Below are 15924 nucleotides of genomic sequence, written 5' to 3'. Positions count from 1 at the left end.
TTTTAGGTTTGGCGTCGATGAAGTCTCGTGGTCCATTTTGTATTCGAAACGCAGCTGCGGATACATTTGCTATGGTCGTTTTCTGTTTTATTTCAGGCATGATCGTAGAAGTGTTTATTTCTGGTATGACATTTGAGCAGTCTCTCGCTTCTCGAACGTTATCTATCCCAGTGAACATTGCTATTGCTTGGCCTTATGGTCTTTTTCGTGATTGGTTTTTACGTAATGGTGCAAAGCTTTCACAAAGTTCGTTGATGAAGAATCTTTCTGACCTTTTAGCTTACGTGTTGTTCCAGTCGCCTGTGTATGCCGGTATTTTATTGGCGGTGGGTGCTTCAAGCGACCAGATCGTTACGGCTGTAACCAGTAATGCGGTTATCTCGTGTGGTATGGGCGTACTTTATGGCTACTTCCTAGATATGTGCCGTAAATGGTTTCGAGTTCCGGGCTACTATCAACAAGCTTAAGAAAAGCAACAAGCGTAAGTGGAGCGAAAGAATGAAATTTGGTTTGTTTTTGATCTAATGAGTTAATTTGTAATCGAACAAACCGAAAAAGCCACTTTTTTTGAGAATGCCCCTTGACCAAAGCAAGCAGAATCAATAAAGTAGCGCCTCGTTGAGTGACAAGCTCAACACACAATTTGTGGAAGGATGGCTGAGTGGCTTAAGGCGCTCGCCTGGAAAGCGAGTATACGTTTATAGCGTATCTGGGGTTCAAATCCCCATCCTTCCACCACTATTCAAAACCCTAGCAGAAATGCTGGGGTTTTCTCGTTTTAGAGCCCCTATATTTCACGTCATCTACATCCATCCCTAGTATCAGTCCCTTTAATCATTTCTTTACAGTTATTTCCTCTATTAATGGCGTCGTAGAATGAACCATATTTGGTGTTTTTATCATCGATAAACGCTTGATCTTTCGGTATGAATCTAGATTATTAATAGTACGAAATATTATTAATAATCTAACTATTAGGAATTCATTACCCCATGACAGAAACCCTAGTTTCTCCAATGCTCTCTTTTACTATCGCGATTTCGTTACTGTTTATCGGTAAAGGTTTGATTGAACGATCTGAAGTATTAAGAAAGTATTCACTACCAGAGCCTGTGATTGGTGGCTTTGTTTGTGCTGCGACCGTAGCGGCGCTTTACTATATTTTTGAAATCCAAATCACCTTTAGCCTAGATGTCAGAGACTTTTTACTTCTCTACTTTTTTGCTGGTATCGGACTCCAAGCGGATATTAAGACACTGATTAAGGGTGGGCGTCCGTTGTTCATTCTATTGTTTCTTGCTGCCGTCTTTATCGTTCTGCAAAACGTGGTAGGGATGGCTGTAGCTTCTGGCTTTGGAATGGATGCGAAAGCAGGCTTGCTGTCCGGCTCTGTTAGTTTGATAGGTGGCGTAGGAACAACGTTAGCGTGGGCGCCAATGTTTGTGGAAGAGTTCGGTATCGCTAACGCGCTAGAGCTAGGTGTGGCGTCAAACACGGTTGGTTTGATTGCTGCGTGTGTGATTGGTGGCCCGATTGCCAACTACCTACTCAATAAACACAAAGTGAGCCCATCCAATGAAGAAGAAGTGACAGTTGGTGCATACCAAGAGAGTGAAACAAAGACAGAGCTAAGCCACTACGGAGTACTGTGGGCGTGGTTAATCCTAAACCTAACTCTCATGCTAGGCTACAGCTTGAGTGAAGTTATTGACTCAATGGGCCTAAAACTGCCGTTATTCGTAAGCTGCTTAATTGCCGGTATCCTGATCGGAAACATTGGTCGAGCGCTGTTCAAGAAGAGCCGTACACAAGAGAAAATTGCTCAAGGCCGCAAAGGCTTAGCGATGATCTCTGACATCTGTTTAGGTATGTTCTTGACCATGGCCTTGATGGGGCTGCGTATCTGGGATCTCGATGGACTGTTTGGCTATATCTCTGTTGTCATGAGTATCCAGATCCTGCTTTCACTGCTGTTTACGATATTCGTCGTTTATTACCTAATGGGACGAAACTATGATTCTGTGGTGATATGTTCAGGCTTCGGTGGTATCACCCTTGGTTCGACAGCAACTGCAATTGTTAATATGACCGCGGTAACTCACCGCTATGGCGCAAGCCCACAAGCGTTCATTGTGGTGCCATTAGTGTGTGGATTCTTTGTTGATTTGATCAACGCGCTAGTGATCAGTTTCTTTGTTGGGATGTAGGTGAAGCCGTTGCTTCACAAACTAGATGATTAGTAGTTTGCTCAATAGAGTAAGCTACTAGTGATTTAATATTGTGACCTGCCACATTTGTTGATAATGCTAGGTTCAATGGAACGTTGTTGGTCAGGTTAAATTGAGAGACATCATACCAAAACACTATTGTTGTTAGTTTTTGCTAAGTGTATCTAACTCTATTATTTTTGTAGCGCTTGATAAGCGCTGTACCTACTTGAGTGCTGTGATTTTCAAAGCGAGTTGGCCACGTTTTTCCACTACATCTAGCCATTGCTGTTTTAGACGTGAACGCTCATGGTAATTCTCGTTTGATTTATATAGGAGTAACTTATCACCGCTCATTACAGCACCTTACAACATTCTTTCTTATTATCCCCTCTATGATCTAGACATACATGTCTATGCTCCGATGAGTTTCTCATCAACCCCCAAGTACTGACAGAGTGTACGCTGATTTAGGCCCCTTTCAATGAGTATAGAATTCGATTTGCAATTCTGGTGCTCGTTTAATTATTTACAGGAATCAGAACACAGTGAGGTGGATTGTTGTTAACGGTTTATTATGTCTTAATTAAAGTAATATTATTCAAATATAAAATTAAATATTAAACCTTTATTATCTATGTTCAGCATTACTACTGGATTATATTGACACCTTTGTCAGTATTGTGTCTGTTGATTAAACTATCAAAGGTTTCTATATTTTTTGTATGATTACTGTTCTATTTTTCTTGGTGAATAGAAAAGTTGAGGGTTAGAAATCGGCGTTGGAGTCTAAATATTGCACAATATATATGGAGAGGATTAAATAAATTAGATTAGAAACCAATTGTTTTCTCTATCTATAGATAATTAAAACAATATGAAAATGCTTTAAAACGGGTATTAGATCACAATTATGATAAATATTAAAACTCAATATAACCTATATATTTTTAGTAAATTGACGGTGTCATGATTTTGACTTCTAATCCAGAATCACCATGTAATAGCCCTTCAAGCATTGGGGTATATAGGAGTCGAAATGTTGACACTTGGAACTGATATCACGTTTCTTCTACCTAAAATGATGAGTATGACGCACATATCTTCACTTCAACCATATGTATATCTTATTGATTGAAAAAAACTAATTTTGTACCATGCGACAACAAACTTTGGTGGACGTCACGTGAAGACAAATAATATTACATTCAAACTGTTAATCACTTGTTGCTTCTTTTGCTTATCGAACCCAGCTTTCGCTCAATCTTATTGGGAAGTAGAAGGTATTGGTAAAAACAAATCAGAAGCAACGATCGATGCGAAAGAAAATCTAGCTTTTCGGGTAAATAGTACTGTGCAGGCATCTGAGAATACCTCCATGATATCCGAAACCACAACAGAAATAAAAAACGGCGAATTGGTTGGAACTCACGATAAATATGGTCAAGTAATCAGTACTAAATCTGAAATCACTTCGGTACCTATCAGCATTTCAAATATGGAAGTAATGACATCGCAATGTGATGCTTCTGGGTGCAACTACCTATTTAGAGTTGACGTGGATGTGTGGGTTGATCAGTTGTCAATTGATATTGATAAGAACCACCAGCTCGCTCAACAATATTTAACTTCCCAAGCAAGCGACTGGAAAGGAGCAGTGTTCACGAACAAAGCTCATACCTTATTGAAGAATAATAAAGAATCACTATTAGTGTTGTCATCGTTAGATCATGATGTTGCGAAAAAATTTTATGGACCACAATTAATACTCGAGCGTAATACGATTGATCGTTTTAAAAATATCAGCATCTCCATTCGTTCTGCTTCAGATATGTATTCCTCGCAAACGAAAGCTTTGCTTACTCAAAGCATAGGGGCAACTTCGCAAGGCGACATCATTGTATATATCAAAGGTAATGTAAGACAAGGCAAGAAAAACAACACTTACATTGCTAAGCAAGATCTAATACTACAAGTCTTTGAAGCTAGAAATCCAAATGTGGCAGTTAGCCAAAAGGTTTTATCGGAGATAGGAAAGTCTTCGACTAGTAAAGAGGAAGCACTTGATGCTGCTCATACAGAAATAACAAAAATTCTCAATAAAAACTCTATTTATACTCTCTTGAATTAAAGGTTCTCAAAATGCTTAAGAAAACAATCCTTGCAGGTTTAGTCGTATCAGTTATGGCCGGTTGTTCATCAATTCCAGGTATGGAATCAGCAACCGTAGACCGCGAAGCTACAAGCAAGGAACTTACTCAGAACTGTGAAGAACTAGGTACAGAGTTCACACCTGTATCATTCGCCGTTGATAAAGCATCAAAAGTGATGGTGTCACTGCAAGAGCGCCAATGTTCAGTGTTTAATGACTACCGCACTCTTGCATCTAAACATGGTGATGTTGCTGGTTTCCTAGCAGTAAACGCGGATAAGTCTGATGAAGAACTTCGTGTTGCAATGAGCGAATTCGATGAAGGTAAACCTACAAATAAAATGATTACCCCTCAAGTAGAAGCTTACAAAAAAGCCTCTGACGAAATCTTCCAGAAAAACTTAAAACTGGCGGCAGATATCGCAGTTCAAGCGGCTGAACTAACTTACATTGCATCTCAACATGCATCGGCACTTGCGCATGATTCTGCTGGTGGCGCAATGGACAGTTTTCTAGCGGTTGTCTCAAGTGATAAGGAAGGTGAAGCAAGTGAAGAGGAAATAGTACCAGTTGTTGAGGCTTACAATGAGATGGAAGCTCGCTCGATACTTGCATTTGATGCCAATTCACTTATTTCAATGGATAAAAACACTATCGAACAACTTGAAAACCTAGACAAAGTTGTTGCAGACAAAGTGAAGTCATAATGAAACTTTCTCGAATTGCTGGTTTAGTCACTGCTGCAATTGCGCTAACGGCTTGCCAGAGTAATCAAGGTAGCCAAACGTATTCAGTAGAAAGTAATGCGGGAAATTCATCGCTGGTTATCGGCAAATCAGCATACGAATTTAGCAGCGACGATATAGAAGTACCAGCGTACTTCAGTACTCAGGGTCTTCAATATTGCACTTACGATGCAAATGAAGAAGACACTCGCTGTCCACTCGCGAAAAAAACAATTCTTTTGTATTTTGGTGATGTCAAAACGGATGTGAATGAAAATCTTCAGGGAAAATCTGCTGATGTTTTTAATTCTATGCATTCAAGCATAAGTAAATTCCAAACTAAAGCGCTAGAAAACACTTTAGAAAACCAGTTTGCGGGCGTTAACCGTTTCCGGATTTTGACTCGAGATACCGATGCTGTTAACACTGCTATTGAAGATATTCTGGCATATAGCGGTGCTGCAAATGTCGCGAAAAAAGCAGGTAGTCGCGGCAAGTTATCTCCCGATTACATGATGAAAGTCGATGTGCTCAAAACCGCTGATATGTTGTTTGGTTCAACTCAGTCTCTATTCCAGACGTCGATGGAAATGACGACGGGTGTGATTGACCCATATACGCGTGAAAAAATGAGCTACCCAAACATCGGTAAAATCCGAGTTTCTAACTTTGATGTCCGCGATAAAGACAGTTACACCACTGTGATTGCAAATGGCGATTATTATCGCGGTTTTAACTACACCAGTGGTAAAGATGTTGATGCCGTTCTTAATGAAATGTCATCACGCGGCTTCGATATTATGTTAACGCGTTTGCTCAAAGAGATGCCAGCTACCGCTCAGGTTATGGGTATTAAAGGCGACCGAATTTCATTAGACCGTGGCCAAAATGCAGGCGTATTACCTAATGAGACCATGGTTATATTCGAATACAGCGCAGGTTTTGTTGAACCTATTGGTGTTGCTACTGTTAACCCAAGCCAACAAAGTGCCCAAGGGAAAATTGTTCGCTGGAAAGACAGCAGCATAGCCGACGAAGTGAAAGACATTGCTGAAGACGGGATTTATCGCCCTGATCGCCAACGTCGCATTTTCGCTGTAAGTGTTGGAGTTCCTGTGGAATTCATGAAGGAGCGCAGTACATGGGCGGCAAAAGGCTAAGTAAAAGCTTTGCCATTAGTACCTTATTTGTATGTATGTCCGTTCCTGCACTGGAATTAGATAAAAGCCAGCCTACGTTGGCTCTTATTGAACAAGGTTGTGCATATGGTCGAGGGGCAATGGCCATTGAGTCAGCAAAAGATGACGGTTTAAATAATCTTCGTTTGTTTTTGCAAGGCAAAGTCTCAGTTTCTTTTTCAACTGAAGATAGTGCGTTGGTTGAGGATCAATTTGATCAAGAGAGCCGCGATTTATTGATAACAAGCATTGCTGCCGGTGATATCAATGCCGATTTCAGTGCACCTGAAATTCAAGGGGATGATACTTGTGTAACAGTGCGTCTAGCACCAGAACTTAACACTGGTTTTGCGCACACTGACGACGGTATCGAATGGGACGATGCACCAGTTATGTCTGTCGTGGTTGTCGGTGAAGGACGCGAAAGTAAAACATTGGCATTGAGTGCAAGGCAAGCGGCGGAACAAGACGCCTTCAAACGCGCTATTAGTCAGGTACTTGGCGCTATGGTCAATTCTGATTACATGCAAAAATCTTACGATACCCTGTCAGGAACAGAAAGCAGCAATGATTTCGACTTGCAAGAAATCGCAATACAATCACTTTCAATTGAACCTCAAGGCATGATTTCCAGTTGGAATGAAATTTCTTATCAGGAAAAACCTAACGGCTCTGTAACCGTTACTCTTGATGTGTTTGTTGAACGACAGAAGATGGAAGCGAAAATAGCAAGATTGATAAAAAGCCTTGGCCAACCTTCAATCTATGTTGATGCAGATCTCCCAGTCGTAAAAAATACATTTTCAAATGCACTCGCAGAGATGGGTTTTGATCTTGCTTCGAACCCGGCGCAGTCTAGTGTCATTCTTGATGTTCAAGAAACCCAAAAAGTGACGTCTTCTGGTCTTCAGCTTGATCTAACGGCAACCGTGATCGATCGTGCTGGCAACCGTTATGGTAGTTGGCACAATGACCCGACTTTCATGACGCTACCGAACAAAGTAGGCATGCTCAATGAACTTGCAGCTGTTCACCTAGCTGTTGAAGGCAATCAAATTGCCCTAAAGCGCGAACTTCAATCGTCGGTGCAAATAATGGCAAGCCGCGGTGGGCCTATTCGAGAACTGATTTTTTCACAGAAAGCCGCAGGTAAACAGGGGCAACTTTACCGTTTGATTGGTGATATGAATGGGGTTTCTGATATTAAATCAAGTCTACAGGGTAGCAATATTGTTATTCAGTTAAGGTCGCTTAGCGATGCAAGTGATTTAGTCCAAGACATTGAACCTATGTTGCGTACCCATCAGCCAAACTACCGCTCGAAAGTTGATGTACTTAATGAATACCAAATCAGAGTGCTTTAAGAGTTACTCCGTTGGGACTTGTTATGTTTAAAAAACATTGTTTATCAAACATAACAGGTTAACTGATTTTTTATAATTTCTACTGGGTTGTGACTAATTCAGAAATGTCACAAAGAGTAGAGAAATGCATCACAGGTAAGATTGACGCATCAAATATCAAATGATCATTTGCAGATTTACTAATTGAAAATGATACACAAAAAACGTTATGGATAGCTTTTAATATATGAAAAAACTAATTATTGCAACGTCACTAGTTACAGCTCTAGTTGGCTGCCAAAGCAACAACAATACACTAGAGCAAGCTCAAAATTTTGCGTCATGCACGTTCCCAGATGCGCCGACTGTTGAAGCCCCTGGTTGGATCTGTGATGTGGTTCCTACAGATGTAGCTATTGGTGCAACAGGTTATGCGAAGAAAAGCGCAGCAGGTATGAGCGTTATGCGCAAAATTGCTGTGAATGATGCTCGTGTAAACCTTGCCGCGGAATTTGAAACAGATGTGAGTAACTTATTTCAATCTGCTACCGACGGTGCTGTCTCAACATCTGCTGGGGAAGGCGTAACGCTAGTAACTGAGAATGTTCAAGAGGCATTTGAAAGCATTACTAAATCGGTAGTGAGTAAAAGACTTACAAATAGCCGAATATTGGTAAGCCAAGCAAGCCCTGCTGGTGGTCTTTATGTATTAGTTGGTATGGACCAAGCAGCTTATGATGCAAATATGAATAAAATTATCGACGAAGTAGGTGGTGAAGATTCTGCTCTTTGGAATCAATTCAATGACGAAAAGGCCGCCGCAGATCTTGCTGCCGTATTCGATTCTTTGAAAAAATAATCGTTGTTTGACGATTAGTTAAAGTGAAAAAGGCCACCTATAGAGTGGCCTTTGTTTCTATACACTCTCGGAGTTAGTTATGTATAAAACGATCACCAAGACCGGGCTGGCTATTGCAATTTCAGCAGCTGTTAGCTTTCCAACACTCGCAGTGTCAGATAGCCAAAAGCAACAACTTAATAATGCGGTTGTAAAAACAAGTCAATCCCAAGAAGAAAAACTTAAAGAATTTCATGCTTATGTAAATGCATACTTGGATGAGTATGAACAATGGCGTGACGAATATACCAATAAACTTGATGAGCGCCGAACAGACCTTATTAAAACTTGGGGTGAAGGAGAGGTATCTTCTCAAACAAAACAGGTCGATTATTCACAAAACGATCAAGTTAAGACCGCAGTGGATTATGAAAGTAATACCGCTACGGTTTCTGTTTTAGTTGATGAAGACAGTAGCCCTGAAGAGATAGAAGCGCTTGTAAGAAAAATCCCTGTTGAAGTTGAGGGGAAAACGGTTGATCTAGCCAATCTGAAAGCGGAAGACCATGCGGTTTTGTATTCTTTAGATAGAGAACAACAAGAAAAGAACTTCGTTATTGAACAAACACAGAGTCAAATGAATGAACTTGATGTTCAAGCGGAGCGATTGATTCAATCTGATACCGGTATTCCTGACTCGTTCATCTACCAGCGAGCTCACAATAAGAAACTAGCACTGCTTACTAAAGCACAAGAGCGTATTGCTGCTCAGACTAAGCTTTACAACGAAATGCGTGCTAAACACGGAATTGAAGTAACACGACCAGAACCTCAGGTTGAAGTCGTTGAACTGGTTGAAAAAGTAGAATCCCCTAAGGAAGTCGTGAAATCAGAGCCAGTTGCAGAACCAAAGCAACCTTCGAAAGTGGTTCAAATGACCGTAGAGGACGCAGCTGAAACTCACGCTGTGAAACCTCAGCCTGTAGTGGAAGTGGCTGCTACGCCAGTGAAACCTAAAAAGGTGGTTACCTACAAAGTGAAGCTTCCTGAGAACAGCTTGAAATCTCGTGCGAGCAAATATACACCTCTCGCAGAGAAAGAAAGCAAGAACTGGGAAATAGATGCAGCATTGATTATGGCGATCATGCACTCCGAGTCTGCTTTCCGCCCAGATGCTAAATCCCACGTACCTGCATTTGGTCTTATGCAAGTTGTTCCGACCAGCGCTGGGCATGATGTAAATAAACAAGTTCGAAATATTGATGCGCCAATGAAGGCTTCAGATTTGTATCAACCCGTCATCAACGTTGAAACTGGTACTGCTTATTTAGACATCCTAAATAGTAAATATTTACGTAAGATCGAGAATGATCAAAGTCGTTTGTATTGCATGATTGCGGCTTACAACACCGGTGCGGGAAACGTTGCTCGAGCGTTTAACAAAGACCGCTCAACTAGCATTGGTAAAGCATCTAAAGTGATCAATAAGATGACTCCTGAAGAAGTGTACAACCAATTGGTCGCGAAGTTGCCATACGATGAAACAAAAAACTATTTGAAGAAAGTGAACAGCCGTATCGCACTATATAAATAAGACTTGTAGCAAGCACATGGAAACGCGTGTGCTTTAATCCCTTTTTAGAGTTGTTGAGAGTAACAATGTTTAAGATTTTTGCTTTATTTTTCATCGTCATTGGTATTTACCTAGGTCTTAATTACAGCGATGAAATTAAAAATATAATGGATACAGAGGCTTTTGAGCGAGTGCAAGAACGTGCTGAAGACGGTAAAGATGCATTGATGGATACAATTGACGAGATTAAAGGCTGATCATGTCTGAAGAACAAAAAAAAGACGTTCCAAAAGAAATTAAAGATGAGCTGAAAGAGCTCCAAGATAACCAAGAGTCGTTGTTAGAAGCTCAAAGTAAAGGGAACTTGGCGCGCACTATTGGTTTGTTGTCTGTAGTTTCAATTGCTTTGGGTGGGTTTAACGATAGTTTTGATGCAATCGAAAAGATGGTTGATTTTGGTCTTTCACAAATGACTGATATTCCGTCACACAAAAAGCTTGAAAAAGTGTACATCCGCTCATCAGCTGAAGTATTAGATCAGACATTTGGTGCCCCCGTTTATATCAAACGTTCAACTAGCGATGACGTTATAAAGTACTACAAAGACGATAACTTTATTCTTTCATCTATTACTAGAGATAATGCCATTGTTGCTTATCTTGTATTTCCAGATGAAGGCTTTACACCTGAAACATTAGAGCATGCAGGTGGTTCGGAGTTTTTCAACCAGCCTTTTAATGCCATTGAAAGTGTCAATGAAATTCGAGCGTCGTTCGCTAGAACCGGTAATTATTACATTGAAGAAAATAATGGCGGTGAGTTTGGCTACTTATATTCTTCAATCAGTGGCGCTAGTGAATTCATTACACCTTTGACAAAAAACAATAGGAAATTGCTTTCTGAAGTTGTTGACTCGCTGACTATGGATGAACATGTCGTAAAGAGCGTACAGTCTTTACGTTTGAATGCGAAGCCTAATTTCTATGGTTACAGTACGTTAGGTGTAGGGGCTCTAGAAGAAGCTATTTTGTCTAACACAGAATATCGTTTAATTCATAAGAGTTAACCATTAACACATCAGCTCTAGCTTTGTACGAAGCTAGAACCTTATTAGCAGTTGGATTATGGCAAATTTAAAGTTCGAAAGCTTTCTAGAGCGGCTTAAGGGTGATAAGAGAATCATTATTCAAGCTCATGACTTCCCTGACCATGATGCGATCTCTTCCGCATACGCGCTTGCATATTTATTAAAAAAGAAAGGGTTGTGCCCGTTTATTACGTTTCATGGTTACATAGATAGAGTGTCACTCAGAAACTTAATAGATTGGATAGATATCCCAATCTATGAGCCAAAAGATTTAAAATTGCAACCGGATGATAAGATTATTGTTGTTGATGGTTGTATTGGCGAGAAAAATGTTATCGACTTTCCAGGGATTGAGGTGGGAGTGATAGATCACCATCAAGTGAAAGCGCCTGATTTTGTATGGTATTCCGATATACGCTCAAACTATGGCTCAACTGCAACCATTATGGTTGAATATTACCGCTATTTTTCTTTGCCGATGCCACAGAATATCGCAACAGCACTACTGGTTGGTTTGAGCTTTGATACCGCAAACTTTACCCGAGGGGTAGGAACTGCAGATCTAAAAGCACTGTTGTATCTTCAGGCGAAGGCCAACAATGATATGGTTAACAAAATTTGTCGAAATCAAGTAGAGTTTCACGAATTAAAGCTTTTCTATTCAATGCTCGACAGCTTACGTCGTGAAAAAAATGCCGCGTTTGCAGTGCTTCCTGAGGGGTGTCCTAAAAATATGCTTGGCGTATTAGGAGATTTCCTGCTGAGCGTTGATGAGCTCGATATTGTCGTCCTCACGGCTAGAAATAGAGAGAAAACCTTTATCTCTCTCCGTTCAGAGTGTTCAAAAAACAATGTCGCGAAGATAGTTAGAAGGGCTCTTAATGAAAAAGGGATTGGTTTTGGCGGCGGGCACCCTCATATGGCTGGCGGCATTATCAACAAACAATTTGAATTCAGCAGTGAACTTGCTTGTGTTTATGACTTGATTCGACCGAACCTTTTACTTGATGCCTAAGTTCATCAGTGAAAATGATTGTTGCTCTACAAGAGGCATCAACTCAAAGGCGATAACGAAAGTTGTCGCCTTTGTCCTATTTACAGCAAACTAAATAATATGAATCTTCCTTCAATCTTTGGCTTGGCAGTGACTCGGTGCACAAGTTAATAAGTGCAGACACGATATTGATAAATTGGGATACATGTTCGCAGCAAATTTATGAGACGCTTACCTCGAGTCAGTCGAATCACAAGGAAGTTGAATGCACCACTTTAATATCCGCGCGCTGGAATACCTTAATGCTTTATCGAAATACGGGTCATTGCGTAAGGCGTCTAAGATGATGAACGTTGATCCTGCGGCAATGAGTCGGATGCTGACACAGTTAGAAGCGCAAGCGGAAATGAAAGTATGGGAGCGCAACAACCGCCAATCACTGTTAACTGAAGCGGGTAATGAACTGCTGAATTACTACCGTTCCATTGTTCGGGGAGAGGCCGCAGTACTTGCTCGACTAACCAAGCTTAAAAACCTCAAAGGAGGCAATGTCAGCATTGCCATCGGTGAAGGGTTTATTACCAACTTGGTGTCAAAGCCGATGCAAACCTTCATGGCTCGATACCCTGATATCAACTTATCAATTGAGATTGCTGGGGCATTGGACGCTGTCAAGATGTTGGAAGATCAACAGATCGATTTCGCGATTACTTATGCTTCTGCACCGCACCCTAAACTGCACTCCCACGTTGAACGCAGCCATCCGCTGGAATTGATTGCTCCGAAAGGACACTTCCTTACGATGAAAGAAGCGCCTGTGACACTGCAAGATATTAAGGATGTGTCTTTGGCGTTGATCGACAACTCAACAGGGATGGGTCGATTGGTCAAGCAGGCCGAACAAATCTCCCACCTTACCTTACAGCCGAAGCTTCAAACCAATTCGGTCACTGCACTGACTAACTTTGTTTCAGCAGGATTGGGTGTAACCTTTATGCCTAAGCTCACCGTGATCGATGAGATAAAGTCAGGGCAGATAGAAGTGGTTGCGACCGAGTTGGATATGCTTTCGAAGGCGACGGTTAAGGTTCAATCTTTGAAAGGCCGAGCACTCACGCTACAAGCCGAAACCTTGTTAGATTTCTTACTCGAGAACGCCACTTTCTTGAGCCATGACGCTTACAATATCTAGGCTTAATCGGTTTACTTAACGACTCCTACCTAAGCTTTCAAATACCGCCAATATCACACTTCCAAACTGCCGAATTCGTTTTTAAGTCGAATTGATTTTTTGTCAACGCTCCCTCTATTGTTAAGTCAACATGAGCGGAATAAGTTACAAATCATTAACGAAACGAGTTTTAGACTGACAGCTGTGTTCGACAGGTTTTGGCTTTGTCGGGCATTAGGAGAAGAGAATGGAAGTTATTGTAATTGGCAGCGGTGTTATTGGGTTGACTAGCGCATGGTATTTGGCTAAAGAAGGTCACTCGGTCACGGTTATTGATCGTCAAGATGGCAGTGGTAAAGAAACCAGCTTTGCGAATGCTGGGCAAATTTCTTACGGCTATTCTTCACCATGGGCGGCGCCTGGTATCCCTTTGAAAGCGATGAAATGGTTAGCCCAAGAACATGCCCCTCTCAAAGTAAAGCCTTCGCTTTCTCCCGAGTTAGTTTCTTGGGCAACGAAGATGCTCGCCAACTGCAACGAAGCTAAATATGCACAGAACAAATCGCGGATGTTGAGAGTCGCGAACTACAGCCGAGATTGCCTGACTGAGCTAAGAACCAGTGAGCAATTGGCTTATGAAGGTAGGCAGAAAGGGACGCTACAAGTGTTTCGAAGCGAAAAGCAATTGGATTTCATTCAGCAAGATATGAAGCTGCTTAAAGAAAGTGGAATTGAGCACTCGTTGTTTGATGTTGAGCAATGCCTATCCATTGAACCAGGTTTATCAGATGTGAAAGATAAGCTGGTTGGCGGCCTGTATTTACCACATGATGAAACCGGTGATTGCCATCAATTCTGTTTAACCTTAACTGAGAAAGCCAAGCAACTCGGTGTTAGGTTCGTGTTTGATACTGAAGTAGTCAAGCTCAATCATCAGAATCAAACCATTGAAAGTATTACCACGACTCAAGGTGACTTCAAAGCGGACGCTTACGTGGTCGCTTCAGGAAGCTATTCTCGAGACTTGTTGAAGCAAGTCGACTTGTCGATACCTGTCTATCCAGTGAAAGGGTATTCGCTAACGCTACCGATCGTGAATGCAGATAAGTCACCAACCTCTACTGTAATGGATGAAACCTACAAGGTGGCGATGACGCGTTTTGATGACCGAATTCGTATTGCGGGTACGGCAGAGCTCGCTGGTTTTGACTACCTAATCCCAGAAAAACGCAAAGCCACGATTGATATGGTGATCAAAGATCTCTTTCCACAAGCGGGTGATTTTTCAAAGGCAGAGTATTGGACTGGGCTAAGACCAATGACGCCAGATGGCACGCCTATTATCGGCAAGACTCCGATTAAGAACTTATTTACCAATACGGGCCATGGAACATTGGGTTGGACGATGGCGTGTGGTTCAGGGAAGATCTTGGCAAGTGTAGTCAGTGGTTCTTCAAGTGATATCAAAACAGATGACTTGAGTATTCATCGTTATCTATAAATGTACGTAGTTAATAATGTAGCCTCTACTCTGGCTCAATGACCCTAGATTAAGATCGTTTCGAGGGTCATTGTGTTGTTTTCGTAACTTTTCGATGGATTTAGGACAAGTTAGGGTTCTATTGTCTTTACCATTTATGTTTATGAGGCGAAATTAGATTGAAATGATCCAAACTCGTCAGGCAGCTCTGGATTGGTGAGGTTAATCATCTTACGGCTTTCTAGTCCAGTTGAGCTCACGACATTTCCAAAATGCTGGTTAAACAGTGAATCAAACTCACCACTTAACATGAAGTCTTGAAGTTTATCATCCAATAATTGTGCAAATTGCACCTTGTCTGGGTGTACATAAAAGACCAAGGGAAGAGGGTAATAAAGCAAAATGCTTTCTTCTATCATTAGCCCCTCCAGCAAGCTTGCGTGTTCTTGGTATATACTTTTTACTTCATTGGCGCCGAGTGACACATAATCACACTTTTTATCTGAGAGAAGTTTAAGAATCTCTGGTAACGTTCCTTGCTCTAGTATTCGATATCCATTTACTCTAAACAGCTCAGCGTCAGCCCATGTCGCCGGAATTCCAGCTGTCAGTGATTTCAATTGATCACTATGGATATGATGGAATGTAGGTTGATCTTGTTCCCGAACGATTAAAATACGGTGCCCTAGTAAGCCTTTGCAAATTGGAGAGTTGAGCTTGATTACAGGTTTATTTGCAAATTTTTTGTTCCCTGCGACTGTAACGAGTACGTCATAATCCTTGTTGAATATATTCCCCTCATCCTCTGCTCTCGGAAAATCGGTCTTGTCGTCGTGAACGACAACAGATTCATTTGAATTCCAATTCAATAAGCTGCGGATCAGTTCGAATTCGTAGTGCTGTCTTTTATTTGATTTATTGCCATTCCAAAAGTTAAACATATCTGTCCTAAAGGCTAACTCGTATTTTATATCTTGATATGCTGTCATAGGTTCAAAAGCCAAGAAAGCGCTTTCTTTTATTTTTGAGAGGAGCATCGATAGTCGGAGATTATGAAAATGGAGAGCGGTGATGAAAAGACTATTTGAGAAAGCGCATAAGCTAATAAATGACCAAGAAAACAGATGATCAGCATTCGTGATGAGGTCACTTTTGCATTTTTATTTAACTTGTTGT

General features: G+C 41.1%; 15 protein-coding genes and 1 tRNA gene. 14 read left to right on the top strand and 2 right to left on the bottom strand.

Features of this window, described 5'->3' with window-relative positions:
• Positions 1-17: 17 nt before the first annotated feature.
• From OCU90_RS11380 to gltS, 3 genes are all read left to right on the top strand, one after another.
• Positions 18-467 (top strand): L-alanine exporter AlaE, encoded by a 450-nt coding sequence (locus tag OCU90_RS11380; protein ID WP_061021786.1) that lies wholly within the window; start codon positions 18-20, stop codon positions 465-467.
• A gap of 180 nt (positions 468-647) precedes the next feature.
• Positions 648-738 (top strand) — tRNA-Ser (locus tag OCU90_RS11375).
• A 254-nt stretch (positions 739-992) separates the two neighbouring features.
• On the top strand, positions 993-2207 hold the full coding sequence (gltS, locus tag OCU90_RS11370) for a sodium/glutamate symporter (RefSeq protein WP_061021785.1): 1215 nt from the start codon (positions 993-995) through the stop codon (positions 2205-2207).
• Positions 2208-2432: 225 nt separating this feature from the next.
• On the opposite strand, the gene OCU90_RS11365 is transcribed toward gltS, so the two are convergent.
• The gene (locus OCU90_RS11365; RefSeq protein WP_261809209.1) at positions 2433-2564 is read right to left on the bottom strand and encodes a hypothetical protein; all 132 of its coding nucleotides are present in this window, start codon (positions 2562-2564) and stop codon (positions 2433-2435) included.
• 829 nt (positions 2565-3393) lie between these two features.
• Here OCU90_RS11365 and OCU90_RS11360 point away from each other — a divergent pair.
• The 11 genes from OCU90_RS11360 to OCU90_RS11310 all read left to right on the top strand — a co-directional run bounded on the left by OCU90_RS11360 (position 3394) and on the right by OCU90_RS11310 (position 14769).
• Positions 3394-4338 (top strand): hypothetical protein, encoded by a 945-nt coding sequence (locus OCU90_RS11360; protein WP_061021782.1) that lies wholly within the window; start codon positions 3394-3396, stop codon positions 4336-4338.
• An 11-nt stretch (positions 4339-4349) separates the two neighbouring features.
• Positions 4350-5066 carry a hypothetical protein gene (locus tag OCU90_RS11355; RefSeq protein ID WP_061021780.1) on the top strand — a complete coding sequence of 239 codons (717 nt, stop codon included), beginning with the start codon at positions 4350-4352 and terminating at the stop codon, positions 5064-5066.
• Complete coding sequence (locus tag OCU90_RS11350; protein ID WP_061021779.1) at positions 5066-6244, top strand: hypothetical protein; 1179 nt, start codon at positions 5066-5068, stop codon at positions 6242-6244. The genes OCU90_RS11355 and OCU90_RS11350 overlap by 1 nt, the downstream gene beginning before the upstream one ends.
• Positions 6226-7626, top strand: coding sequence for a hypothetical protein (locus OCU90_RS11345; RefSeq protein WP_061021777.1), 1401 nt, complete (start codon positions 6226-6228; stop codon positions 7624-7626). The genes OCU90_RS11350 and OCU90_RS11345 overlap by 19 nt, the downstream gene beginning before the upstream one ends.
• A gap of 226 nt (positions 7627-7852) precedes the next feature.
• Positions 7853-8464 (top strand): LPP20 family lipoprotein, encoded by a 612-nt coding sequence (locus OCU90_RS11340; protein ID WP_061021774.1) that lies wholly within the window; start codon positions 7853-7855, stop codon positions 8462-8464.
• Positions 8465-8543: 79 nt separating this feature from the next.
• The gene (locus OCU90_RS11335) at positions 8544-10037 is read left to right on the top strand and encodes a transglycosylase SLT domain-containing protein (protein ID WP_061021773.1); all 1494 of its coding nucleotides are present in this window, start codon (positions 8544-8546) and stop codon (positions 10035-10037) included.
• A 65-nt stretch (positions 10038-10102) separates the two neighbouring features.
• Entirely contained in the window at positions 10103-10273 is a 171-nt protein-coding gene (locus OCU90_RS11330; RefSeq protein WP_017076175.1) for a hypothetical protein, read from the top strand.
• A 2-nt stretch (positions 10274-10275) separates the two neighbouring features.
• Positions 10276-11082, top strand: a complete 807-nt coding sequence (locus OCU90_RS11325) for an ETEC_3214 domain-containing protein (RefSeq protein ID WP_061021771.1) — start codon at positions 10276-10278, stop codon at positions 11080-11082.
• Between the two features lie 58 nt (positions 11083-11140).
• On the top strand, positions 11141-12118 hold the full coding sequence (locus OCU90_RS11320) for a DHH family phosphoesterase (protein WP_017089431.1): 978 nt from the start codon (positions 11141-11143) through the stop codon (positions 12116-12118).
• A gap of 244 nt (positions 12119-12362) precedes the next feature.
• Positions 12363-13289, top strand: coding sequence for a LysR family transcriptional regulator (locus OCU90_RS11315; RefSeq protein WP_061021768.1), 927 nt, complete (start codon positions 12363-12365; stop codon positions 13287-13289).
• A 226-nt stretch (positions 13290-13515) separates the two neighbouring features.
• Complete coding sequence (locus OCU90_RS11310) at positions 13516-14769, top strand: D-amino acid dehydrogenase (RefSeq protein WP_061021766.1); 1254 nt, start codon at positions 13516-13518, stop codon at positions 14767-14769.
• 140 nt (positions 14770-14909) lie between these two features.
• Here the strand turns inward: OCU90_RS11310 and OCU90_RS11305 are convergent, their stop codons facing one another.
• Positions 14910-15752, bottom strand: a complete 843-nt coding sequence (locus tag OCU90_RS11305) for a transporter substrate-binding domain-containing protein (RefSeq protein ID WP_240513385.1) — start codon at positions 15750-15752, stop codon at positions 14910-14912.
• Between the last annotated feature and the right edge of the window lie 172 nt (positions 15753-15924).

Source organism: Vibrio splendidus (assembly GCF_024347615.1).
In the GTDB taxonomy this organism is placed as follows: Bacteria; Pseudomonadota; Gammaproteobacteria; order Enterobacterales; family Vibrionaceae; genus Vibrio; species Vibrio splendidus.
Note: the sequence above shows the minus strand (reverse complement) of the source record. Positions and strands in the feature narration are given on the sequence as shown.

Bases quoted from the DNA above. Each gene is read 5' to 3' on its own strand.
- OCU90_RS11310 (WP_061021766.1), top strand. From the start codon at position 13,516: ATGGAAGTTATTGTAATTGGCAGCGGTGTTATTGGGTTGACTAGCGCA.
- OCU90_RS11335 (WP_061021773.1), top strand. From the start codon at position 8,544: ATGTATAAAACGATCACCAAGACCGGGCTGGCTATTGCAATTTCAGCA.
- gltS (WP_061021785.1), top strand. From the start codon at position 993: ATGACAGAAACCCTAGTTTCTCCAATGCTCTCTTTTACTATCGCGATT.
- OCU90_RS11355 (WP_061021780.1), top strand. From the start codon at position 4,350: ATGCTTAAGAAAACAATCCTTGCAGGTTTAGTCGTATCAGTTATGGCC.
- OCU90_RS11315 (WP_061021768.1), top strand. From the start codon at position 12,363: ATGCACCACTTTAATATCCGCGCGCTGGAATACCTTAATGCTTTATCG.
- OCU90_RS11380 (WP_061021786.1), top strand. From the start codon at position 18: ATGAAGTCTCGTGGTCCATTTTGTATTCGAAACGCAGCTGCGGATACA.
- OCU90_RS11365 (WP_261809209.1), bottom strand. From the start codon at position 2,564: ATGAGCGGTGATAAGTTACTCCTATATAAATCAAACGAGAATTACCAT.
- OCU90_RS11340 (WP_061021774.1), top strand. From the start codon at position 7,853: ATGAAAAAACTAATTATTGCAACGTCACTAGTTACAGCTCTAGTTGGC.
- OCU90_RS11320 (WP_017089431.1), top strand. From the start codon at position 11,141: ATGGCAAATTTAAAGTTCGAAAGCTTTCTAGAGCGGCTTAAGGGTGAT.
- OCU90_RS11345 (WP_061021777.1), top strand. From the start codon at position 6,226: ATGGGCGGCAAAAGGCTAAGTAAAAGCTTTGCCATTAGTACCTTATTT.
- OCU90_RS11325 (WP_061021771.1), top strand. From the start codon at position 10,276: ATGTCTGAAGAACAAAAAAAAGACGTTCCAAAAGAAATTAAAGATGAG.
- OCU90_RS11350 (WP_061021779.1), top strand. From the start codon at position 5,066: ATGAAACTTTCTCGAATTGCTGGTTTAGTCACTGCTGCAATTGCGCTA.
- OCU90_RS11330 (WP_017076175.1), top strand. From the start codon at position 10,103: ATGTTTAAGATTTTTGCTTTATTTTTCATCGTCATTGGTATTTACCTA.